General features: G+C 43.6%; 21 protein-coding genes and 1 tRNA gene. 10 read left to right on the top strand and 12 right to left on the bottom strand.

Annotated features, from left to right (window positions below; all coding sequences use genetic code 11):
• Positions 1–46: 46 nt before the first annotated feature.
• Positions 47–361 carry an Asp-tRNA(Asn)/Glu-tRNA(Gln) amidotransferase subunit GatC gene (gene gatC / locus FTU82_RS03260; protein WP_005096170.1) on the bottom strand — a complete coding sequence of 105 codons (315 nt, stop codon included), beginning with the start codon at positions 359–361 and terminating at the stop codon, positions 47–49.
• A gap of 132 nt (positions 362–493) precedes the next feature.
• Between gatC and FTU82_RS03255 the strand changes: the two genes are divergently transcribed.
• The 6 genes from FTU82_RS03255 to FTU82_RS03230 all read left to right on the top strand — a co-directional run bounded on the left by FTU82_RS03255 (position 494) and on the right by FTU82_RS03230 (position 5248).
• Positions 494–1540 (top strand): rod shape-determining protein, encoded by a 1047-nt coding sequence (locus FTU82_RS03255; protein WP_004279360.1) that lies wholly within the window; start codon positions 494–496, stop codon positions 1538–1540.
• 16 nt (positions 1541–1556) lie between these two features.
• Positions 1557–2414, top strand: coding sequence for a rod shape-determining protein MreC (gene mreC, locus FTU82_RS03250; RefSeq protein ID WP_005096172.1), 858 nt, complete (start codon positions 1557–1559; stop codon positions 2412–2414).
• Complete coding sequence (gene mreD / locus FTU82_RS03245) at positions 2401–2892, top strand: rod shape-determining protein MreD (protein WP_005096176.1); 492 nt, start codon at positions 2401–2403, stop codon at positions 2890–2892. Before mreC ends, mreD begins: the two co-directional genes overlap by 14 nt.
• Positions 2880–3446, top strand: coding sequence for a Maf-like protein (locus tag FTU82_RS03240; RefSeq protein ID WP_005096178.1), 567 nt, complete (start codon positions 2880–2882; stop codon positions 3444–3446). The genes mreD and FTU82_RS03240 overlap by 13 nt, the downstream gene beginning before the upstream one ends.
• Positions 3447–3487: 41 nt before the next feature.
• Entirely contained in the window at positions 3488–4942 is a 1455-nt protein-coding gene (gene rng / locus FTU82_RS03235; protein WP_005096179.1) for a ribonuclease G, read from the top strand.
• 132 nt (positions 4943–5074) lie between these two features.
• Positions 5075–5248: a PA1571 family protein gene (locus FTU82_RS03230; protein ID WP_180085100.1), complete on the top strand. Its 174-nt coding sequence runs from the start codon at positions 5075–5077 to the stop codon at positions 5246–5248.
• A gap of 208 nt (positions 5249–5456) precedes the next feature.
• Here FTU82_RS03230 and FTU82_RS03225 read toward each other — a convergent pair whose 3' ends face one another.
• A complete protein-coding gene (locus tag FTU82_RS03225) occupies positions 5457–6839 on the bottom strand; it encodes a wax ester/triacylglycerol synthase family O-acyltransferase (protein WP_005096186.1) in 1383 nt (460 codons plus the stop codon).
• A gap of 462 nt (positions 6840–7301) precedes the next feature.
• Positions 7302–8036 carry a phosphoadenylyl-sulfate reductase gene (locus FTU82_RS03220; RefSeq protein ID WP_180101012.1) on the bottom strand — a complete coding sequence of 245 codons (735 nt, stop codon included), beginning with the start codon at positions 8034–8036 and terminating at the stop codon, positions 7302–7304.
• Between the two features lie 204 nt (positions 8037–8240).
• Here FTU82_RS03220 and thrH point away from each other — a divergent pair, with 204 nt between their 5' ends.
• Positions 8241–8858, top strand: coding sequence for a bifunctional phosphoserine phosphatase/homoserine phosphotransferase ThrH (thrH, locus tag FTU82_RS03215; RefSeq protein WP_180085102.1), 618 nt, complete (start codon positions 8241–8243; stop codon positions 8856–8858).
• Between the two features lie 64 nt (positions 8859–8922).
• Here thrH and FTU82_RS03210 read toward each other — a convergent pair whose 3' ends face one another.
• The 4 genes from FTU82_RS03210 to FTU82_RS03195 form a co-directional block, all read right to left on the bottom strand.
• On the bottom strand, positions 8923–10086 hold the full coding sequence (locus FTU82_RS03210; protein WP_180085105.1) for an OmpP1/FadL family transporter: 1164 nt from the start codon (positions 10084–10086) through the stop codon (positions 8923–8925).
• Positions 10087–10403: 317 nt separating this feature from the next.
• Complete coding sequence (locus FTU82_RS03205; RefSeq protein WP_180085107.1) at positions 10404–11636, bottom strand: OmpP1/FadL family transporter; 1233 nt, start codon at positions 11634–11636, stop codon at positions 10404–10406.
• Between the two features lie 338 nt (positions 11637–11974).
• Positions 11975–12050, bottom strand: a tRNA-Arg gene (locus FTU82_RS03200).
• Positions 12051–12138: 88 nt separating this feature from the next.
• Entirely contained in the window at positions 12139–13494 is a 1356-nt protein-coding gene (locus FTU82_RS03195; protein WP_180085109.1) for an amino acid permease, read from the bottom strand.
• Positions 13495–13828: 334 nt separating this feature from the next.
• Here FTU82_RS03195 and prpF point away from each other — a divergent pair, with 334 nt between their 5' ends.
• Entirely contained in the window at positions 13829–15019 is a 1191-nt protein-coding gene (prpF, locus tag FTU82_RS03190; protein ID WP_100357284.1) for a 2-methylaconitate cis-trans isomerase PrpF, read from the top strand.
• A 524-nt stretch (positions 15020–15543) separates the two neighbouring features.
• Positions 15544–16452 carry a polyprenyl synthetase family protein gene (locus tag FTU82_RS03185; RefSeq protein WP_074383117.1) on the top strand — a complete coding sequence of 303 codons (909 nt, stop codon included), beginning with the start codon at positions 15544–15546 and terminating at the stop codon, positions 16450–16452.
• Positions 16453–16545: 93 nt separating this feature from the next.
• Here FTU82_RS03185 and putP read toward each other — a convergent pair whose 3' ends face one another.
• The 5 genes from putP to FTU82_RS03160 all read right to left on the bottom strand — a co-directional run bounded on the left by putP (position 16546) and on the right by FTU82_RS03160 (position 21306).
• The gene (gene putP / locus FTU82_RS03180; protein WP_180085111.1) at positions 16546–18036 is read right to left on the bottom strand and encodes a sodium/proline symporter PutP; all 1491 of its coding nucleotides are present in this window, start codon (positions 18034–18036) and stop codon (positions 16546–16548) included.
• A 213-nt stretch (positions 18037–18249) separates the two neighbouring features.
• Positions 18250–19107 carry an SPFH domain-containing protein gene (locus FTU82_RS03175; RefSeq protein ID WP_005096199.1) on the bottom strand — a complete coding sequence of 286 codons (858 nt, stop codon included), beginning with the start codon at positions 19105–19107 and terminating at the stop codon, positions 18250–18252.
• A gap of 3 nt (positions 19108–19110) precedes the next feature.
• Positions 19111–19593, bottom strand: coding sequence for an NfeD family protein (locus FTU82_RS03170; protein WP_180085113.1), 483 nt, complete (start codon positions 19591–19593; stop codon positions 19111–19113).
• A 102-nt stretch (positions 19594–19695) separates the two neighbouring features.
• Complete coding sequence (locus tag FTU82_RS03165) at positions 19696–20613, bottom strand: patatin-like phospholipase family protein (RefSeq protein ID WP_005267139.1); 918 nt, start codon at positions 20611–20613, stop codon at positions 19696–19698.
• A gap of 63 nt (positions 20614–20676) precedes the next feature.
• Positions 20677–21306 carry a 1-acyl-sn-glycerol-3-phosphate acyltransferase gene (locus FTU82_RS03160; protein WP_100355311.1) on the bottom strand — a complete coding sequence of 210 codons (630 nt, stop codon included), beginning with the start codon at positions 21304–21306 and terminating at the stop codon, positions 20677–20679.
• A 137-nt stretch (positions 21307–21443) separates the two neighbouring features.
• On the opposite strand from FTU82_RS03160, the gene FTU82_RS03155 reads away from it, so the two are divergent.
• Positions 21444–22682, top strand: coding sequence for an MFS transporter (locus FTU82_RS03155; RefSeq protein ID WP_180085115.1), 1239 nt, complete (start codon positions 21444–21446; stop codon positions 22680–22682).
• Positions 22683–22724: the final 42 nt, after the last annotated feature.

Here is a 22724-nt window from a genome sequence, read left to right as displayed (position 1 = left end):
TAATTCTTTACGTTTAATTTAATAAAAAGAATGAACTGGGTAGTAATTACTCAATCACGCGCGGTACGAGGTATAAACCATCCTGAACAGCAGGTGCAACTGCTTGGTATTGCTCGCGATGATTGCTTTCTGAGACCACATCTTCACGTAGTGGCTGAGGATGGTCGAAAGGGCTCTTCAGCGGTTCAATTCCGTCGGTATTGATGCCTTTCAATGTGTCCATCATGCCTAAAATCTTATTTAAACTTTGAGCATATTCAGCAGATTGCGTATCATTGAGAGATAACCTTGCAAGGTGGGCAATGGCTGAAACTGTTTCTGCACTTAAATCTGCAGAATGCTGTGCATCCGATGTAGACATAATATTACCTAATCAGTATTAAAAAAATTCAAATTATCATGCGTTATGATAAGCGATTGACTTGTCCAAATCATCACATTTAGTTAAAGTTGCCACCTTGCGTCCATATAAAGTTTAATTGAGAACGTCCCCGTGATTCTAAAACGACTAATAGGCTTGTTTTCGCCAGATCTTGCCATTGATTTAGGTACTGCAAATACACTTATTTATGCGCCAGGACGAGGCATTATATTAAATGAACCCACGGTTGTAGCCATCCGTCATAGTGGTTCACATAAAATTGTTGCCGCTGTAGGTCTTGAAGCGAAACAAATGCTAGGTCGTACCCCAGCCAATATCTCAGCAATCCGCCCCATGAAAGATGGGGTGATTGCGGATTTTGAAGTCACTGAAACCATGCTGAATCAGTTCATTCGCAAAGTACATGAAAACCGTCTGTTTACTCCGGCACCGCGTGTGGTGGTGTGCGTACCATGTAAATCGACGCTGGTTGAACGTCGTGCTATTCGTGAAGCGGTATTTAATGCTGGTGCACGTGATGTCCGTTTAATCGAAGAACCGATGGCAGCGGCCATTGGTGCAGGTATGCCAGTTGAGCAGGCCTGTGGTTCAATGGTGGTCGATGTCGGTGGTGGTACCACTGAAATTGCGATCATTTCCCTACAGGGTTGTGTCTATGCAGATTCTTTACGGATTGGCGGTGATGTCTTTGATGAGCAGATCATTAACTATGTGCGTAAGGCGCATGGCTGTGTGATCGGTGAAACCACGGCAGAAGTGATCAAAAAAGAAGTGGGCATGGCCTTGCCAGATGAAGGTGCTAAACCGCTTGAAATTGAAGTTCGTGGCCGTAATCTTGCAGAAGGTGTACCACGTGCGATTGTGGTTAACTCAGACGAAGTGACTCAAGCCATTTCAGATCCTTTGCAAAACATTGTCTCTGCGGTGAAATCAGCACTAGAACACACACCTCCTGAGCTTTCTTCGGACATTGCTGAACGCGGTATCGTGTTAACCGGTGGTGGTGCATTGCTGCGTAATCTGGACAAGCTGCTGGCCAAAGAAACCGGCCTGCCGGTTGTGGTGGCAGAAGATCCACTCTCATGTGTAACCCGTGGTGGTGGCAAGGTACTCGAATTTTTCGACAATCCAAATCATGACATGTTATTCGTAGGCTAAGAAAAGGATTCGGCGGGTGCAAGCACATCTGTTTTCTCGACAACCGCCATCTTTTCGCTCTTTTATCATTGCATTGGTAACATGCTTGGTGGTGCTTTTCTTTGATTGGCGCATGCCACATGTTGTACAACCTGCAAGGGATGTCCTGTACGCGGCCTATAATCCTATTTATGCTGTGGCCAGTTATCCGGTATTGTCGCGAGAGTGGTTGAATCAACAAACCAAGTCTGAAGTTCAGTTGCGTCGGGAAAATACCGCGATGCAGGCTGAGTTGTTGCAGGCGCAAGTTCGCTTACAAAAAATCTCTGAACTTTCTGCTGAAAATACCCGTTTGCGCGGTCTGCTCGATACACCACTGATCATTGACGGGCGTATTGAAATTGCGGAAGTGATTGGCACCGATGCCGATCCTTTAAGACATATCATTGTGATCAACCGGGGTTCAAATAACGAGCTGAAAGTCGGGCAAACGGTACTGGATGACAAGGGGATTATGGGACAGATTATTAATGTCTATCCGCATAGTAGCCGGGTCATGCTGTTGTCTGATAAAGAACATTCATTGTCAGTGCGTCTGGAACATACCGGAATGCGTGCCATTGTCTCGGGGACGGGTGATCTGGGACGTTTGAAAATGGAATATGTACCGACCAGTGCCAATATCAAGGTCGGGGAAAAAGTCTATAGTTCCGGCTTGGGCCAACATTTTCCGGCAGGTTATCTGGTGGGGCAGGTGTCCAAAGTACAACGACATAATTCAGGTGAATTTGCCCAGATTGATGTAACGCCAGCCGCGCAGTTGGCCGGTGGTCATCATGTGGTGGTGTTATTTTCCGACTCATTGGCGATGGAGCAACCGCATGTCAATCGCTAAGATGAAATCCAGAAAGCATCGTGATCCCTTATTTGCCATCGTCATTTCAGTGATCGTGGCTTCGATTTTAATGGTCTATCCACTTTCTTATACTCTCTCGGGCTGGCGTCCGCTGTTCATGCTGATGGTGATGCTATTCTGGGTGTTGTGTCAGCCGACCTGGTGCGGGATATGGTTTGCCTTTGGTACCGGTATTTTTATTGATTTGCTGCTGGACGCACCTTTAGGTCTGAATGCCCTCAGCTTTATTATTATTGCCTTTTTAGCCCGATTCCTGACTCGTGAACGCCGTATCCTGACCTTTAATAATCTCTGGGTGATTACGGGGCTGGCAATTGTTGCACATTTGCTGATGATCTTTTTTGCCCAGATTGTGGCAGGCGTGCAATTTTCTTTTGCCAGGCACTGGATTCCAATGCTGACCAGTATTCTGGTTTGGCCTGTCCTCTATTATATGTTGAAAAAATGGCGCATATAATTCTCGCTTCCAGCTCACCTCGGCGTTGTGAGTTATTACAGCAGCTCGGACTGAGCTTTGATATCTACAGTCCGGATATCGATGAATCTGTGCGTGAAGGTGAATCCGTCGCGGCTTATGTTGAACGTCTGGCACGAGCCAAGGCTGATGCAGTGGCCGAGCGTTATCCAGATGCAATCATCATTGCTGCGGATACCAGTCTGGGGGTCGATAGTGAGATTTTGGGTAAACCAGAATCCAAGCAACATGCCATTGAAATGTGGACAAAAATCTCCGGTCGGTGGCATGATGTCTATAGCGGTGTCTGTGTTCGTACAAAAGATGAAAAATACAGTATAGTGGTACGTACGCAGGTCGAATTTCAAATCCTGAGTGCCGCAGACATGGAAAGTTACTGGGCCACAGGTGAGCCGCTGGGTAAAGCCGGGGCTTATGCGATTCAAGGAATTGCAGCACGTTATATTCCAAAAATACAAGGCAGCTATTCCAATGTGGTCGGCTTGCCGCTCTATGAAACCGTACAGTTATTACAGACAGTTAAGGCACTAAATTAACTGCTGATAAAAAGAATTTTTATAATGTTTTGAGTGTAATTATGTCTGACGAGTTATTGATTAACGTCACGCCGATGGAATGTCGGGTCGCGTTGATTGAAAACGGCACGGTCAATGAACTGTTTGTCGAGCGTACGGCCAAGCGTGGCTTGGTCGGTAATGTCTATAAAGGCAAAGTGGTACGGGTCTTGCCGGGTATGCAGGCTGCGTTTGTGGATATTGGTCTGTCCAGAACGGCATTTTTGCATATCAATGATATGGTCTGGCCGCGCCAGCAGCCCACCCCAAATGTCTTTGAACTGCTTCAGCCCGGTCAAATCCTCACGGTTCAGGTGATGAAAGATATGCTGGGTACCAAAGGTGCCCGTCTTTCCACGGATTTGTCTATTCCTTCGCGTTATCTGGTGCTGATGCCTTATGGCAATCATATTGGTGTGTCGCAGCGAATTGAATCTGAGGAAGAGCGCAATCGTTTGCGTTCGATTATTGAGCGGATTCAGGCCGAGCATAAGCTGCCAGGCTCAGTGATTGTACGTACCGCTGCTGAAGGTATTGAAGAAGCAGCCATTGCCCAAGATATGGCTTATCTGGCCAAGCTTTGGGAATATATCCAGCGTAAGCAGAAGATTATTGCAGTTCCCTCGCTGATCTTTGAAGAATTGCCTTTACCACAACGGATCATTCGTGATCTGGCCAATGAAGAAACTGCAAAAATATACGTCGATTCACGTGAAATTCACGCCAAGCTGCAAGAGTTTGTCGAAGAATTTGTGCCGAATATGCGAGACCGCTTACTGCACTACCCGGGCGAGCGTCCAATTTTTGACTTATATAATGTTGAAGAAGATCTGCAAAAGGCGTTGCAAACTCGTGTCGCATTGAAATCGGGCGGTTATCTGATGATTGATCAGACCGAAGCCATGGCCACCATTGACGTCAATACCGGTTCTTATGTCGGTGGTCGCTCACTGGAAGACACTGTTTTTAAAACCAATATGGAAGCGACTCAGGTCATTGCACGTCAGTTGCGTCTGCGTAATCTGGGTGGAATTATCATCATTGATTTCATTGATATGCAGGAAGCGCAGCATCGTGAAGAAGTGATGAAACAGTTTGAACGCATGTTGGAACGTGACCATGCTAAAACCAAGATTACTCAGGTATCTGAACTGGGTCTGGTGGAAATGACCCGGAAACGCACCCGTGAGTCGCTGGAGCATCTGCTTTGTGAGTCTTGTCCGACCTGTCAGGGACGCGGTTATGTCAAAACCGCCGAGTCAGTATGTTACGAAATATTCAGAGAAATTCTACGTTATGCACGTGCTTATGAGTCGCAGAGTGGCTTTACTGTTGTCGCGCATCCCGCTGTAATTGATCGTTTACTAACAGTAGAGGCCCCAGCAGTCGCTGATCTAGAGCATTTCATTAATCGCGTGATTAAGTTCCAAGTAGAAAATCTGTATACGCAAGAGCAATACGATATCATTCTCAGCTGAAATTGTAACAGAATATCGTTAAACACTTGTTACATCTGAAATTTTACATTGGTGCTGTTATTTACAATACTAGATGCATGAATTAGCCAAAGCCGTTTCTCCCAGTTTCAGGCTTAGCAAAAGGAGTGTGTTATGAATATGAGTAAAGCAGTAATTAATAAAGGCCTAAAACACGTATTAGAACCAAAGACTGTACATGCAGGATATATCGTCGATGAGCGCGGTAATGAAGTCCAGATTACCGCCAGCATGATCCGTAACGTCTGCCATCAATTATTACAACAGTGCCGTACCATTAAAAGCTGATTGCATTTGTGCAGGGTTTCTAACTTGTCAAAAAATGATTTGGATAGACGTTTAAATCGAGAAGTCATCCAAAAGTTCTAAAATAATTTAAAAAGATTTCCAAAAACAAAGAAAAGGGACCAGATCGGTCCCTTCATTCTGTGCTCAAGGACTGGCAAAAATGATCAGCACCTTTGGCAGTCCATCTATCTTATTTATTCATCCGCGGCTAGCTCACCGCCTGTAACTTTGGGACAGGTTCACCATCTACAATTCGTTCAAAACGCTGGATTTCTTCTTCAAGATGCGTCAGCAGGTTCTGCATTTTCGGCAGGGCATTACGGCATGCGGTTAAGCCGACTTCCAGTTTGTCCAGATAGCTGGTCATGGTAATGTTCAAAGCCTGCCCATCTAGTACAATTGAGGCTGGATAAAGCGCTTCGAGACGTGCACCATTCCAATATAGCGGTTCCTGAGGGCCGGGTACATTGGAAATAATCACATTAAATGCCTGGCGCGTTGGCATTAAACCGGATGCAATGTTCAGACCGGCTGCACCATAGACAAAGGCACTATAATTTAAAATCTGATTGGCATTCATGCGTTTAAAACGTTCCTTGGCACTCAGTACACTGCCACGTACAATTTTGAGACGTTCCAGAGGATCTTCTTTATGGGTGCCCAGATTGGCCAGAATCATGGTAATGCGATTGGAAACATCCGAATCATCACTTCGAACCGAGGCCGGAACCATAGCAATTAATGGTTTTTTCGGTAAAGCGTTTTGTGATAGTAAATATTCACGTAGTGCACCTGAACAGATGGCCAGTACCATGTCATTAATCGTGACGCCCAATGCTTTAGAAATATGCCGTAAACGTGAAAATTCAAAGGATTGTGCCGCAAAACGACGCGAAGCACTGACACGTTGGTTCAGAATACAACTTGGTGCCTGAAAACTGGACACATAATCCGGATTGCGCCCCATATCCTTCATAACGGTCTGAGACAGCTCATAAGCGACGCGTGGTGCGCATTCTAGTTGGCCTTTAATGGTTTGCAGGACATTTTTAAAAGCATTGACCTTAGGTGCTTTAAGGCGTTTGGCGCGTGGCCCTTCAACACACCACGGTGGCACAATACTTTTGGCATTCGGATCATGCGACAGCGATTTTTCGACCAGACGCATGCCGGCGATTCCGTCCACCATCGCATGATGGATCTTGAAATACATGGCAAAACGATTACCTTCAATTCCTTCAATAATATGACAGGTCCATAAAGGCTTGGCACGATCAATCAGCGCACTATGTTCTTGTGAAATATAAGTGAGCAATTCACGGATACGACCCGGTTTCGGCAGGGCAATATGACGAAAATGATGATCTAAATCAAATTCTTGGTCTTCATCCCAAAACAGGCCATTTAAATAATTATTAAAAGGTGGAATCGGCGATGATTTGGAGTTTTGAATATCAGTGACGAGATCCTGAATAAAGGAAGCGGGTGCATTTTCGGGAATTTGGAATAAAAATAGTCCACCTACATGCATAGGCTGCTGCCGTTTCTCTAAAGTTAAGAAAATAAAATCAATTGGATGTAATGGACGCATAGCGTGGATTGCCTCACTGCATTCTCTATGGCTTTTTTGCTAAAAAGCCTTGTTAGAATTATTACTTTAGTTTTTAAAGTATATCTTTTTTAGCATATAAATGAACTGCTTTATCTTGCCTCAACTGTGAAAAAGTGGCTATTGACAAGAACAAAATATCTTCCTAAGTTTATGAAATGTGAAAATTTTAGTTTTAAAATAGTTTGCTAAAAATAGTATTTACTAGGCGAAGTGGAATGTAACTTAATAATTATGTGTTATTAAAAGAATAGCATTGTGTTCAATTTCACATTTTATGCTAATAAATCAATGAGCTAGAATTTTATAAACTCTTTAATTAAAATAATATTATCCCGATAAAAGGTCATTTATATCTTGTCACTAAATGTAAAATTATCAATTAAAAAGACTATCTTTATTAAAAAATAGTCTTTCAATCAATAGGAACGATAAAACTTAACTTTATTTTTTTAGATTGCCAGCATGTAAGCCACATTCTTTATGGGTAGCTTCTTCCCACCACCAGCGGCCTTCGCGTTCATGCTGATTTGGCAGCACAGGGCGAGTACAAGGTTCACAGCCGATAGAAACAAAACCTTTCTCATGCAGGGCATTATAAGGGACTTCCATCATACGGATATAACTCCAGACATCTGCACTGGACCAGTTGGCCAGAGGATTGTATTTGATCAGCTGCTTACCCGGACCGGAAAAACCTGGATCTGCCTGAACCACAGGAATTTCATTGCGTGTACCCGGACTTTGGTCTTTGCGCTGACCAGTAATCCAGCCATCCAGCGTCGCCAGTTTTTTACGTAGCGGTTGAACCTTGCGTATACCGCAACATTCCTGATGGCCATCTTCAAAGAAACTGAATAAACCTTTGGTGGTCACTAAATTTTGTACTGCATCCGTTTCAGGGAAGCAGATTTCAATCTCGATGTTGTAATGCTTACGTACCCGTTCAATAAACTGATACGTCTCTGTATGTAGACGGCCAGTATCCAGACTGAATACCCGGAACGGTTTACCGAGATGCGATGCCATATCAATCAATACAATATCTTCAGCACCAGAAAATGAAATCGCAATTTCACCTTGCTGGCTCAGTGCAAGTGCCAAAATTTCATTGGGCGATTTATCTGCATATTCAGATGCAAGTGCATCAATACGATCAATAGTAGGAATGATGGTCATGAGAATCCTGGCGATATAGGCTTGGAAAGGACATGGCCTATATTAATTAATTTAACATCTATTTTAATAGAATTGATTTAGTTGACTTATCACTAAAAAATAGATACTTATGAAAAAAATAGATTTAAAAAAGTACAGTGCAAAATCTATTTCTTCAGCTATGATAGTGCAAAATTTTTTCAATACAACTTAGAGGGAATGTTCATGGAAGTCGTATGTCTAGATTTAGAAGGCGTGTTGGTTCCAGAAATCTGGATTAACTTTGCCAAAAAAACCGGTATTAAAGAGCTTGAAGCGACGACTCGTGACATTCCTGACTATGATGTACTGATGACCCAACGTCTGAATATTTTAAAACAGCACGGTTTAGGCTTGAGCGATATTCAGGAAGTGATTGCAGAAATGGGGCCGTTCCCGGGAGCAAAAGAATTTGTAAAATGGGTCAGTACGCATTTTCAATTGATTATTCTTTCAGATACTTTCTATGAGTTTGCGCATCCGTTGATGAAGCAGCTGGATTGGCCGACTATTTTCTGTCATAAGCTGGAAACGGATGCAGAAGGCATGATCTCTGCTTATAAACTCCGTCAGCCGGATCAAAAACGTCAGGCGGTAAAAGCGCTCCATGGTTTAAACTTCCGTGTGATTGCGGCAGGCGATTCGTATAACGATACTACGATGCTAGGCGAAGCAGATGCAGGTTTCTTGTTTGATGCCCCTGATAATGTGATTGCTGAATTCCCGCAATTCCCGCCGATTCGTGGCTATGAAGCCTTAAAAGAAGCAATTCGTAATGCATCTGTGCGTGATATTCCGGCTTAATCTGTTAAGCAAGTTGAAATAAAAGAAGGGCGCTTAGAGCGCCCTTCTTTATGCAATCGACTGATTAGAAGCGATAGCCGATTTTCATGCCATAACCTAGAGCATAGTTATCTTCAAAATCACCTACAACAGTGCCTGCAGTTTGCGCTTGTGCATCACCTAACCATAGGTAACGTACGCCAGCAGCAATGAAATAGCTTTGTGCAGGGCTATATTGCGCGCCTAATCCAATACTCCAGTTTCCATTTACTGGGCCAAGAGTCGTAACAGGGTTGCCTGCACCAGAGTCATAACCAACAGAAGCTGAACCAGCCCATTTATCATTAAACTTATGAGAGATACCTGTTGTAATAGACCACTGATCATCTGAATAGTCGATTAGGTTTTGTGCTTTGCCTCTTGCAGCCTGTGTTGCAGCAGCTAAATATGTAGGTTTAACTGCAAATTGATCCCAATGTACCCAACGAATATTTGCAAAAGCTAAGGTGTCTTTAGCAACACCTGATTGTAAATCAATGTTTACAGACTGAGGTGTAACAACTTCTGTGTTTGAGTTAGGACGAACAACAGCACCTAGGGCAAATGTTTCTGAAGTATCAAGTTCATGCTTGATTTCAGAGCGATAAGTGACAGCAGCTCTAAGTGCAATTTCAGGAATAGAGTATGCGGCACCTGCAATCCAACCGAAAGCATCATTTTCTTTAAGATCTATGTCGTAGCCACCTAATAGATGAGTACCACCGTATGCGGCACCACGTAATGAAACTTTTCCTTCAACTGTTTGATATACGGGACCTGCATAAAAATTCCAGTTTTGGTTGGGTTGGTAACCAATCAGCGCTGTTAGATTATTAGTATCAACTTCAACAGAAGTTCCTTCCATACCATTACCAAATGTACCTGCTGTTGATGAGTAGGTTGCATCAGCACCAAATGGTTGATCATAAATCAAGCCTAGTGAAATTTTATCGGTCGCTTGTACTTTAATGGCTGCAGATGGGAAGTAATAGTCTTCACCCATATCACTAATTTTTTCGCCTTCTAAACCAGTTACTGTAGAAGAACCCTTTACAGTTGGATCTAAAACAGAAATACCGGCTTCCGCATAATTACCCGGCTGTAAAAAAGCAGAAATGGACTGACCAGAGCGGTCCAAGCCAGCTGCTTGAACAGCAGAAAGAGGTAAAGTGCTAAGTAAAATAGCGGAATAAATTTTATTGAGCTTCATGGTACGGTCCCTGATGCCATCTGTAACAAAAATGTGCTGGAAAAGTAACACAATTTTAAAAAGAGTAAATGCTCAGCTTTGCCGAAGAAATGAACTAAAGCGGTTAAGGAAAGGGCTTGCTTAGAGTATTTATACTATATTTTTGAATTTAAGTTTTTGAAAAATATGGATTTTAAAATATTTAAAATAGTGTAAAAGAACTAAAAAATTATCAATTTTAATTGATGGTAAAATAATCGAATAATATGCAAGTGTATAAAAATAGAATGAGACAATAAAAAACCACCCAAAGGTGGTTTTTTATATTAAGTTCTAACTTAGAAGCGATAACCCATTTTTAGACCATAACCAATAGCGTGGTTATCTTCAAATTCACCAACATTTGGATTAGCTACTGTTAAAGCTGTTGCATCACCCAACCAGAAGTATTTCACACCGCCAGCAATAAAGTAATTTGGAGCTGGAGAGAATTGAAGACCTAAACCAACGTTCCAGTAACCTTCAGTTGGGCCAAGCGTAGTTACAGGATTACCCGCGCCTGAGTCCCAACCTACAGAAACGTTACCCGCCCATTTGTCATTAAACTTGCGTCCCACACCCGCCGTTGCAGACCATTGATCTTTATTATATTCAACTAAATTGCCACCAACTAAGCTTGCAAGGGCAGGGTTTTGTCCAGCTGCATCTAAGATCTGTCCAAATGCATTTGGACGGATCGCAAAGCCATCCCAATTTACCCAACGTACATTTAGGAAACCAACTGTATCAGCCATGATGCCAGATTGTAAATCTAAGTTAACTGATTGTGGCGTAGTAACATTAGTTTTTCCTGGGTTCAAAGTTAAACCAATAGCAGGAGTTACTAATGATGCGGGTACCCCATTTAAAGTTTCTTCAGATGTTAATTCATGTTCAATTTCAGAACGATAAGTTAAAGAAGCTTTTAGTGCAATTTCTGGAATTTGATAGGCTAAACCAGCAGTCCAACCAATTGCAGAATCTTTTTTCAAATCTGCATCATAAGCAATTGCTGGTAATAGAGGATTTCCAACACCACCAAGGGCACTATATGCAGCGCCACGCAAGGATACTTCACCTTTAGCTTCTTGATAAACTACACCACCGTAGAAGTTCCAATTTACAGTTGGTTGGAAACCTACTAATAAGGTTAAATTTTCAGTATGGACTTCGGCTGCTGTACCTTCACCACCATTTGTGAATGCAATTGTTGGATCTTTATATTCAGCTTTTGCACCAAATGGTTGATCATATAAAAGACCTACAGAGATATTGTCAGTAGCTTGAATTTTAAGAGCTGCAGATGGAAAGTAATAAGAACTTGCCATATCACCCGTTGATTGGTTTCCTAAAGCAGCAGAAGATGTACCTGATACATCAGCATCTAAAACAGATAAGCCAGCTTCAAAGTAATTACCAGGTTGCAAAAATGCTGCAATTGATTGGCCAGAACGATCCATAGCTGCAGCAAATGCGCCTGTCATTGGTAACGTTGCTAAAATCATTGCAGTAGTTAATGTTTTTAATTTCATTTACGTCTTTCCTTGAGGTACAAATTTATATCTAGCGTTGTTGTTTGCACTTATTTGATTTTTTGGAGATAACGGTTAATAAACCGTAATCATTTGTTACTCCATGTGCCAAAAATACCACAATTAAAATAAGAGTAAATGCTCTAGAAAAAACTAATTAGTCTAAAAAAGCACCAAAATAGAGTTTTTACACCAAAAAATAGCCTCATTTTGAAATAAGTATTTGAAAGTAAAAGAAATAAAATAATGAAGAAAAAATGACTTTTTGTATAAAAAATATTCTAAAAATATGAAGATTAACGCTAATTTTTTGAAGTATAGATCACATTTTGAAAGGATGGTGCGCCCTGCGGGACTCGAACCCACGCCGGTCACTTAGGAGGCAACTGCTCTATCCAGTTAAGCTAAGGGCGCAAAGAACGGTTAATGTACTGCAAAATAAAGCAAAAAAAAAGTTATTGCTGGAGCAATAACTTTTTCAAATCTCATTTAAATAACGTGATTAGCTATTTTTCGGTTTAAGCAACTTAAACAGGCCTAACATGATCACAATCCAGACAGGAATCATATAGACCGATTCCTGGAATCCTTGTGTCCACATAATGTAAAGAATAGTTGCAATAAAGCCCAGTACCAAGATGTTGCTTGCAGGTGACCACAGCGCAGGGAACGATGTTTTCTGTCCGAGCTTTTTCATACTCTGAATAAATTTCAGATGGGTCAGCGTAATCATGGCCCAGTTCAATACCAATGCACCGACTACGATGTAAATCAGATGACTTAAGGCATCTTCAGGCACGAAGTAGTTGAGTAGTACACAACCGAAAATCAGCGCGGCAGAGAACAATACAGCAGCAATCGGAGTACCTTGCTTATTCACTTTCATGAAGACTTTCGGGGCATTTCCTTGCTGTGCTAAACCATACAGCATCCGGCTATTGGCATACATACCGCTGTTATAAACTGACAGTGCTGCTGTCAGAATAATAAAGTTCAGTAAGTGTGCAGCCCAGCCAATACCCAATTGACTGAAAATCATCACAAACGGACTTTTATCCAGGCCACCCAGTTCCAGCTGATTCCAAGGCACCAGCGACAACAGAATCGTTAATGCACCGACATAGAAAATCAGAATACGGAAAACCACCTGATTAATCGCTTTCGGAATGGTTTTCTCTGGATTTTCAGCTTCTGCTGCTGCCATACCAATCAGTTCGATACCACCAAAGGCAAACATCAGGAAGGCCAGCATGAAGAATAAACCTTCAAAGCCATTCGGGAAGAAGCCACCTGCAGTCCATAAGTTGCTAAACGATGCAGCTGATGATGCATCTGCAGTCAGGATCAGGTACAAGCCAAAGACAATCATGGAAACGACCGCAGTCACTTTAATGATTGAGAGCCAGAATTCTGATTCACCGTAGAATTTTACATTGCCGAGGTTGACCAGGGTAATCACGATAAAGAAAAACAGTACCGATGCCCAGGCTGGAATATGCGGCCACCAGTAGTTGATATATTTCGCAACGGCAGTAAGTTCGGTCATGGCCACCAGGATATAAAGAATCCAGTAGTTCCAGCCCGCAAGGAAACCGGGGAATTTGCCCCAGTATTTATAAGCAAAATGGCTGAATGAACCTGCGACAGGTTCATGAACAATCATCTCACCCAATTGACGCATGATTAAAAATGCAATCAAGCCACCAATGGCATAGCCCAAAATAATAGAAGGACCCGCAGATTGGATCACCTGTGCGGAACCTAAGAATAAGCCTGTGCCAATTGCACCGCCCATGGCGATCAACTGAATATGACGGTTCTTTAAGCCACGCTGAAGTTGTGAAGACTCGTTATTCAAAGTGTTCAGCCCGACAATGGAAAAAATAAGTATAAAGATTGTAATGGAACAAAGTTCAGAAACCTAGTGCAAGACTTTGAATGAAATATTATTATCAGATTTATAATAAAAAATTATAAAAATAAATTAAATAAAAGATAACTGAATCAATATATTAATTTTATTGACATTGTAACTGATGAGTTTCCTGTTTTTTTGCTCTGATACGAATGCTGATTTTTTATACTTAGGTCGGAGCACTGAACTTCCTTGGCTTTAAAGCGATTATACTCTTCTCATAAGTATTCCATAACTTTTTACCAAAACAAAGACAAGCCAAAGGATGAAACAATTCATGAGTTTTGCAGCCCAAATCAAGATTCCTGCAACCTATATGCGTGGAGGCACCAGTAAAGGCGTTTTTTTTAAGCTGGATGATTTGCCCGCAGAAGCACAACAGGCCGGCCGGATTCGTGATCAGCTTCTGCTGCGCGTGATTGGTAGCCCAGATCCTTATGCTAAACAGATCGATGGTATGGGCGGCGCCAGTTCCAGTACCAGCAAGACCGTGATTCTGTCAAAAAGCCAGCAGGCCGATCATGATGTAGATTATTTATTTGGTCAGGTGTCAATTGACCGTCCTTTTGTGGACTGGAGTGGTAATTGCGGTAATCTCACCGCAGCAGTGGGAGCTTTTGCCATTTCTAATGCTCTGATTGATAGATCACGTATTCCGGAAAATGGGCTGTGTACAGTCCGCATCTGGCAGGCCAATATTCAAAAAACCATTATTGCGCATGTACCAATGCGAAATGGTCAAGTTCAGGAGTTGGGCGATTTTGAACTGGATGGCGTGACTTTTCCGGCAGCCGAAGTACAGATCGAGTTTTTAGATCCTGCCGATGATGATGGCGAAGGCGGTTCGATGTTTCCGACAGGTAATCTGGTCGATACGCTGGAAGTTCCCAATATTGGCAGTTTTGAAGTCACCATGATTAATGCCGGCATTCCCACCGTGTTTTTGAATGCGGGAGATTTGGGTTATAACGGCACCGAGCTTCAGGATCATATGAATAATGATGCGGCAGCGCTGGCAAAGTTTGAAACCATTCGTGCTTATGCTGCGAAGCAGATGGGATTGATTCAGGACATTAGCGAAGCAGCTAACCGTCAGCACACCCCAAAAATCGCTTTTGTAGCGCCATCCAAAACTTATACCTCATCAAGTGGCAAGGTGGTTGCCGAAGCAGATGCCGATATTCTGGTTCGTGCCTTGTCTATGGGGAAACTGCATCATGCCATGATGGGCACAGCTGCGGTGGCAATTGGTACGGCGGCAGCCATTCCGGGGACTCTGGTGAATCGGGTGGCAGGCGGTGTAGAGCGTGAAGCCGTGCGTTTTGGCCATCCTTCGGGGACTTTAAGAGTCGGTGCACAAGCAAGTCAGGAAAATGGAGAGTGGAAAGTGAAAAAAGCCATCATGAGTCGCAGTGCACGTGTGTTGATGGAAGGTTGGGTACGCGTTCCTGAAGATGTTTTGCTCTAGTTTGATTTGCCGACCCATTATTTAGCCTGAGAAAATTACTGTTGTGACCATTACTGGCCAAAATTTTGACTCAGCTATCGTTGGCATGGTAGGAAGTAATAAAAGCTATCAGAGAATACGTTTAAATATCTAAACTTGTTTATATTTAGAGGTAGATATTGTCCAGCCTCATCTTTCCTTTAAAAGTTTAAATGGATTTGTGCAGGTGAAATCCTACTTTGGAAAGACCCAAGGTAGGCAAAGGTCTCTTATTGCCCATACACGACGTCCTGTGGTGGTGGGCAATGTGTGGCATCTCTGCCACAGGCACTTGATAAATCCAAGCACTTCAACTCTGGGACAGTAGCGCTGTCGCGGCAGTGGTTTTTTAGTGGAGGAACATATTTTGATATCTATTGCTGCTTTAAATCAATCCACAGATAAAGCTGAAAATTCAAGGCGATTGTAGGTACAATAGTGCTTATCAGAACAAGTGGCTCAAACTTGTTATTTTCATCCTTCCGGACTATGTATTCGAGGCAAATGTGTCATCTATTACTGACGTATCAATCCATGCATTGACTCAAGCACAACATCGTATTCAACAAGATTTACTGACAGCCCTAGATGCCTTTGCCATTCCTGAACCTTTAAAGTCGGCGGTGCATCATGCCGTGATGCTGGGAGGGAAGCGTGTTCGTCCAGCATTATGCTATGCCACAGCAGCACTGAAACCGAATCAGAATACCGCGGCGGTACGCCGTGCGGCGGTTGCGATTGAATTTATCCATTGTTATTCACTGGCACATGATGATCTGCCGTGTATGGACAATGATTTGCTGCGCCGTGGTCAGCCGACCTGCCATGTGGCTTATGGTGAAGATACCGCGCTTTTGGCAGGTGATATTCTACAGTCGATGGCCTTTGAAATTTTAGGCAGTCGTCTGTTTGATCAAGGCCCTGCGGTAGATGCTTCGATTGTGCTAAAACAAATGCAGATTCTGGCCACAGCCTCTTCGAAAATGGTCAATGGTCAGGTGTTGGATTTGCAGTCCGAAGGCAAAAAAATTGATCAGGAAGTATTAGAAACCATTCATCGTAATAAAACCGGTGCTTTGATGAGTGCTGCGATCATGATGGCGGCGGTCACAATCTTTGAAGGTACAGATCTGGCGATTCCAAAGCTGCGTGAGTTTGGACAGGCGATTGGTCTGGCCTTCCAGGTGCAGGACGATATTCTGGATATTATTTCTGATACCGAAGTGTTGGGTAAAACAGCTGGCAAGGATGAGCAGGTAGAAAAATCGACATATCCTGCCTTGATGGGGCTGGAACAGGCCAAAGCCTATGCACAGCAATTGCATGATCAGGCCTTAGCCGCACTTGCTCATTTTGATGATCAGGCGGCAGAGCTGATCTCTATCACCCAGTTTTTACTCCAGCGTAAAAATTAAAATGGCTTGAATCTGTTCATTGTTTTTATTTTGAGTAATTGTTCAGGTATTAAAAAAGCGGATTTTAAAGTCCGCTTTTTTTGATCGTTAATTTTATTTGGTTTCGTTATACAGACGTTCAGCCTGTTCAAAACGATCGGTAATTTCAGCCGTAGGTACTTTACCCATCAAGCTCACTACAATGATGGCAATGAATGAGCAGATAAAGCCCGGGATAATTTCATAGACACCTGTTGCTGCGAACAGGTTTTTCCATAAAATCACCATCACTGCACCCATAATCATACCTGCCAAGGCACCATTCAAAGTCATGCGTTTCCAGAACAGGGACAGAATGATCAGTGGGCCAAATGCAGCACCAAAACCGGCCCAGGCATAAGCGACCAGACCCAGCACTTTCGATTCAGGATTACCCGCCATCCAGATTGCCAGCAGGGCAATCAGCAGCACCATAAAACGGCCAACCCAAACCAGTTCTTTTTGAGATGCATTTTTGCGCAGGAAGGATTTATAAAAATCCTCTGTCAGCGTACTTGAGCAGACTAGAAGCTGACAGCTTAAAGTACTCATTACCGCAGCCAAAATCGCAGCCAGGACAATACCGGCAATCCATGGGTTGAACAGAATTTTGGTCAATTCCATAAATACAGTTTCAGGATTGGCATTCACCACACTGGCCAGTTCCGGATGTTGCTGGAAATAAGCAATACCAAAGAAACCGGCAGCCACGGCACCAGCTAAGCACAGGATCATCCAGGTCATACCAATACGGCGTGCATTTGGAATTGACTTGACTGAATCTGCCGCCATAAAGCGCACCAGAATATGTGGCTGACCAAAATAACCCAAGCCCCATGCCAGTAGCGACAGGATGGCCACCGTACTTAAATCACCGACCAGATTCATGGCCTGTGGACGTGCCGTTTCAAGCGCCAGAGTGACCTGAGACATATCAGAGAAGGTCAATAGGGTCACAATTGGCGTGAGCAACAGCGCAAAGATCATCAGGCCGGCCTGAATGGTATCGGTCCAGCTGACTGCCAGAAAACCGCCAATAAATACATAACTGATGGTGGCAATGGCACTGATCCAGAGCGCCGTCGTGTAGGACATTTCAAACATGCTTTCGAACAGGCGCGCACCTGCTACCATGCCTGAGGCACAGTAAATCGCAAAGAAAATCAGAATCACAAAAGCCGATACAATACGTAAAATTTTCTTCTGGTCGTTAAAACGATTGGAAAAATAATCTGGAAGGGTCAGGGCATTGTGCTGAACTTCCGTATGTACTCGTAAGCGGCCAGCCACCAGCAACCAGTTTAACCAGGCACCAATAATCAGGCCAATGGCAATCCATATTTCCGACAAACCGGAAAGATAAATTGCACCGGGCAGGCCCATCAGCAGCCAGCCACTCATATCGGAAGCCCCAGCGGAAAGTGCAGTAACAAAACTACCTAAACGACGGCCCCCTAAAATGTAATCGGAAAAGTTTGTGGTCGCACGATAAGCCATCAGGCCGATCACCACCATGGCGACAATATAAAAAAGAAAGGTAATTAACGTTGGATTTAGGGAGCTCATACGGTATCCATTTTCGAGTTGGACAGTAATCGAATAAGGACTTATGTTGATGATAAATGCTGTGGCGAAACACAGATCTGGCATCAAAGCCCAAAGGATTTCAAAAAATAACGCGAAATTTAAGCATAAATTCCAAATCTTTGCTGAGATTTTCGTGTTTAAACGAAAAATAGGCAGCGAATACGCTGCCTATGGATTTGAAAATGAAAATTTTTACTGAGGCGGACGACCCATCACGCCTCGAATCGTGTTCAGCACGTCTGCAGGCAAGACCACCGTTTTGGCATTCGGTGATTTGGCCATATCTTGCATGGCCTTGATATATTGCTCACCGAGTAAATAGGCAACCGGAATTTCATTACTACCAATTGCCGAAGTCACCATATCAATCGCACGTTGTGAAGATTCAGCCAGAACCACCTGTGCTTCTGCATCACGGCGCGATGCTTCCAGACGACCATCCGCTTCCAGAATGGCAGCCTGTTTTTCACCATCAGCTTTGGTCACGGTCGCACGACGTTGACGTTCAGCAGCGGCCTGTTCTTCCATCGCGGTTTGCATGGTGACTGAAGGTTTAATATCCTGAATTTCAACGGTTTTAAGCGTGATACCCCAGTCCGAGATATCATCGGAAATACTGGATTTTAAACGTGCTTTAATATGATCACGTGATGATAGTGCATCATCCAGATCCATTTCACCGACAATCGAACGTAATGAGGTTTGTACCAGGTTTTGAATTGCCCAAGAATAGTTTTCAATGCCGTAGACCGCTTTTTCAGGTGTGGTCAGGTTGATATAGGCCACCGCATTCATGAGTAACACGGCATTATCACGGGTAATCACTTCCTGTGAAGGAATATCCAGCACAATATCTTTGGTGGTGACTTTATAAGCCACTTCATCAATATACGGAATGACAAAATTCAGACCCGGATTCAGCGTCGTATGGTATTTGCCCAAGCGTTGTGCGATCCATTTATAACCTTGCGGGACAATACGTACCCCTTTAAAAATTGTAATCGCCACAAAGGCCAAAAATGCGATAACAATTATAGTTCCACCAGACATATCTTATTCACCTTTTTCATTTTGATAATGTGTGCTGTGGGGTTGAACCACCAGATCATTCCCCAGAATATCCACGACGCGAACACGGTCACCGACCTGAACCTGATCCAGAGTACGACATTCCCATTCATCCGAACCTAAAACTGGCATCGGAAAGCGCACCCGGATTTGCCCATGATCCAGATTAGTCTGAATCACCATGCCCACCTGACTAATGGTCGCTTCACGCGATAGACCGGCTTTGGTCTTGTCAATGGAAAGTGGCTTGATAAACTTGAACCAGAGCAGCGTACACAGAACAGAAAGAACGATCCAGGTCAGGAGCTGGGTCGTCAGTCCCATCATCGGGAACATCCAGTACAGGACGCCAACCATGATGGCACCGATCCCGAACCACAGGGCAGCAAATGCGGGCAGCAGTAATTCCGACAGAATCAGAAGGATGCCTAATACAAACCAGTGCCAAGGTTCAAGAACTAATTCCATATCGTGACCTATATCGCTAAGTATTTAATTAATCATCATCTTTATATGATTGATCTTCAATGTAGCAGATGCGGCAGCAGATGAATATAAAAAATTCATGCATCAAAATTTTGCCTGACGGGGCGGTTTAAATGCCGCTGGCGACTGCTTAAAGTTGCTAATAGCTTTTTCAATAGTACGGATTTTCAGCTGAGCCGCCTTTTCACCTTCCAGAATGGTGGCATTGCTGGCTTTCAGGTCCAAAGTACCGATATGGCCGACTTTGGGCTGAATCACCACAGTGGCCTGACTCAACTCTTCATTAATGCTTTGCTGTCCCATAATATTTAGGGTCTGATCCAGTACGCCCCACATATTCAAGGCTTTATTACCATCCGGACGGGCAGAAATATCCACGGCAATGACAATGTCTGCTCCCATATCTTTGGCGGTCTTGACCGGAATTGGGCTAATCAGACCGCCATCGACATATTTGATGCCGCCAATCACGGCAGGCACAAATACATTCGGAATACTACAGGAAGCACGAACCGCCTGTCCGGCATTGCCTTTAATAAAGTCAGCTTTACGCCCATTGTCCAGGCGAGTGGCAACTGCAGCAAAACGAATTGGGAATTGTTCAATCGGTTTGTTCGCCACATTTTTATTGACGAAATTCTGCAATTTTTGTCCGGCAATAATCCCTTGTCGGTTCAAGGTTAAATCGCGGATATCGGATTCTTTAAAATTCAGGGCAATCTGCTGTAACTGATAAGGGGATTTGCCGCTGGCATACAGGCTGCCGACAAAACTGCCGGCACTGGTGCCGGTGACAATCTTCGGTTTGATGCCGTGTGATTCGAGCACTTTAATGACGCCAATATGGGCAAAACCTTTGGCACCGCCACCACCGAGGGCAATGGCGACGACAGGTTCACGGGCTTTTAATGGCGTGGCAGGCGTAGGTGTTTTAGTAGCTTTGTCACAGGCTGCAAGACTGAAACCAAGGCAGCCAATTAAGGCATAACGGGCTAATTTCATTATAAAAACTGGTGATTAAATCAACAAAATTCAGGCTATCACATCAAAAAAAGCCGTATTTGCCTAGTCTTTTTTCAAAAGCTTTTGTAACGGCTTGGCCACCCAGTCTGGATTTTTGGCCGAGAATTTACCTTGATAATGCTGATAAATCTGTTCCAGGTCGTATTCATAATCACCGGTCAGATGGTACACGCCCAGGATATGAATAGTCTTGATATCATAATCAAAGGAAAACATCACAATCGGCAAATGGGCTGCCTTGGCAATATGATAAAAACCGCTGCGAATTTTATCCGGTACCTTACGTGAACCTTCCGGTGCCATACCGACCCAGATCTGCTGCGATTTTTCAATGATGTCTACAATCTGTCGGGTATGTCCTTGTGGACTATCTCGGACGACAGGAACCACACCAATCCATTCCAGCACCGGTTTTAGCGGTGTACGAAACAGGCTGTCTTTACCAAAAATCGTAATCTGAATACCGAGACCAAGCAGGGCATTGAAACCTAGCCAGGCATCAATATTGGAGGTATGGGGAGAGATAATCGCCACAGCTTTGGGCAAATCGGGGAATTCTCCTTCCAGACGCCAGCCCTGAGCCAAGAAAAGCTGCCTGAAAAAAGTTCGGCTCAGTTTGCTGCCGCGGGCTGGCACATGCGGCGGGAGTTGGGGGAAACGTATTTGGGCCATTGCTTCTGTCTCGTCCTGAAACTAATTTTTCTTTATTTTTTATTATATTAGACTGTTGTAAAATCCGGATCATTGGCAAAATGTATAGCATCTCAAATGCTGGTGATGCATTTTCACCTTAAGGACTTAGCCTAAATATGCGGAATACCTATATTTTACTGTTTTCGCTGTATTGGGCACAGGGGCTTCCGGTCGGGTTTATGACGCATGCCTTGCCAGTCATTCTGCGAGCTGAAGGGGTATCGCTGGCGCATATCGGGGGCTTTGGTCTGTTAATGCTGCCTTGGTCGATTAAAATATTCTGGGCACCTTTAGTTGATCGGCATGGATCGAGCGCCAAAGGTCATTACCGTAGCTGGATTATTCCCTTGCAATGGCTGTCAGTTGCTGTATTGATTGGGCTCTCATTTCTACCGATTCAGGCCTTGAATCAGCCGCTGTATTTACTGCTGTTTTTTATCACGCTTTTGTTGATGAATGGTATTGGTGCGACGCAGGATATTGCCACCGATGCACTGGCAGTCAATATTCTGAAAAATGAACAGCAACATTGGGGTAATACCTTTCAGGTGATTGGTTCTCGTCTGGGATTCATTGTCGGAGGTGGGGCCATATTATGGTTGCTCGATCTGCTGCAATGGCAAGCTACCTTTCTATTATTGGCAGCTCTGGTCTTTATTAATACTTTACCCATTTTATTTTTTAGAGAATCTCAGCATTCAAAAATTATCACGCCAGCTGATAAAGGACCTGCACTCAGCAATATAAAAACCTATTTTCAATACTTCTGGTCAGATTTAAGCTTGGCGAGGTGGCTTCTGGTTTTACTGACCTTTAAAATCGCCGATGGTTTATCCGGGCCTTTATTAAAACCTTTAATGGTAGATCTCGGACTGAGCTTTAGCCAGATTGGCCTTTATGTCACCATGCTTGGTGCATTTGCGGCACTGATTGGAGCAGGATTGGCTGGCTGGTGTCTGAAGTACTGGTCTCGCAGCTCGAGTTTGATCATTTTCTCAATTCTAAAAATATTGAGCTTAATGGCTTATGCCTGGCTCGCTACGCAGTATGAAGCTCAAAACAAAGTACAAAACTGGATGATATATCTGGTCAATGCAGCCGAAGACATGATCTCAGCTATGCTGTTGGTGGTCATGTTGACCTTGGTCATGCAATACAGCCGTAAGCATCTGGCAGGGACAGATTTTACCTTTCAGGTTGCACTCATGGCCACGGTAAGTGGGGGATTGTATAGCCTGAGTGGTATTTTGGGAGATGCTTTAGGTTATCAAGACTATCTGAATCTCATCGTGATCGTAGCAATTTTTTGCTTGATTCCCATATTCAGATGGACGGGAACTCAAGAAAAAGTCTAAAACTTATACACAATCAATGGTTTGATTAAATATTAACCTAAA

Source organism: Acinetobacter sp. YH12151, from assembly GCF_013418355.1.
Classification (GTDB): Bacteria; Pseudomonadota; Gammaproteobacteria; order Pseudomonadales; family Moraxellaceae; genus Acinetobacter; species Acinetobacter pseudolwoffii.
This window is presented reverse-complemented; position numbering and strand designations above follow the sequence as displayed.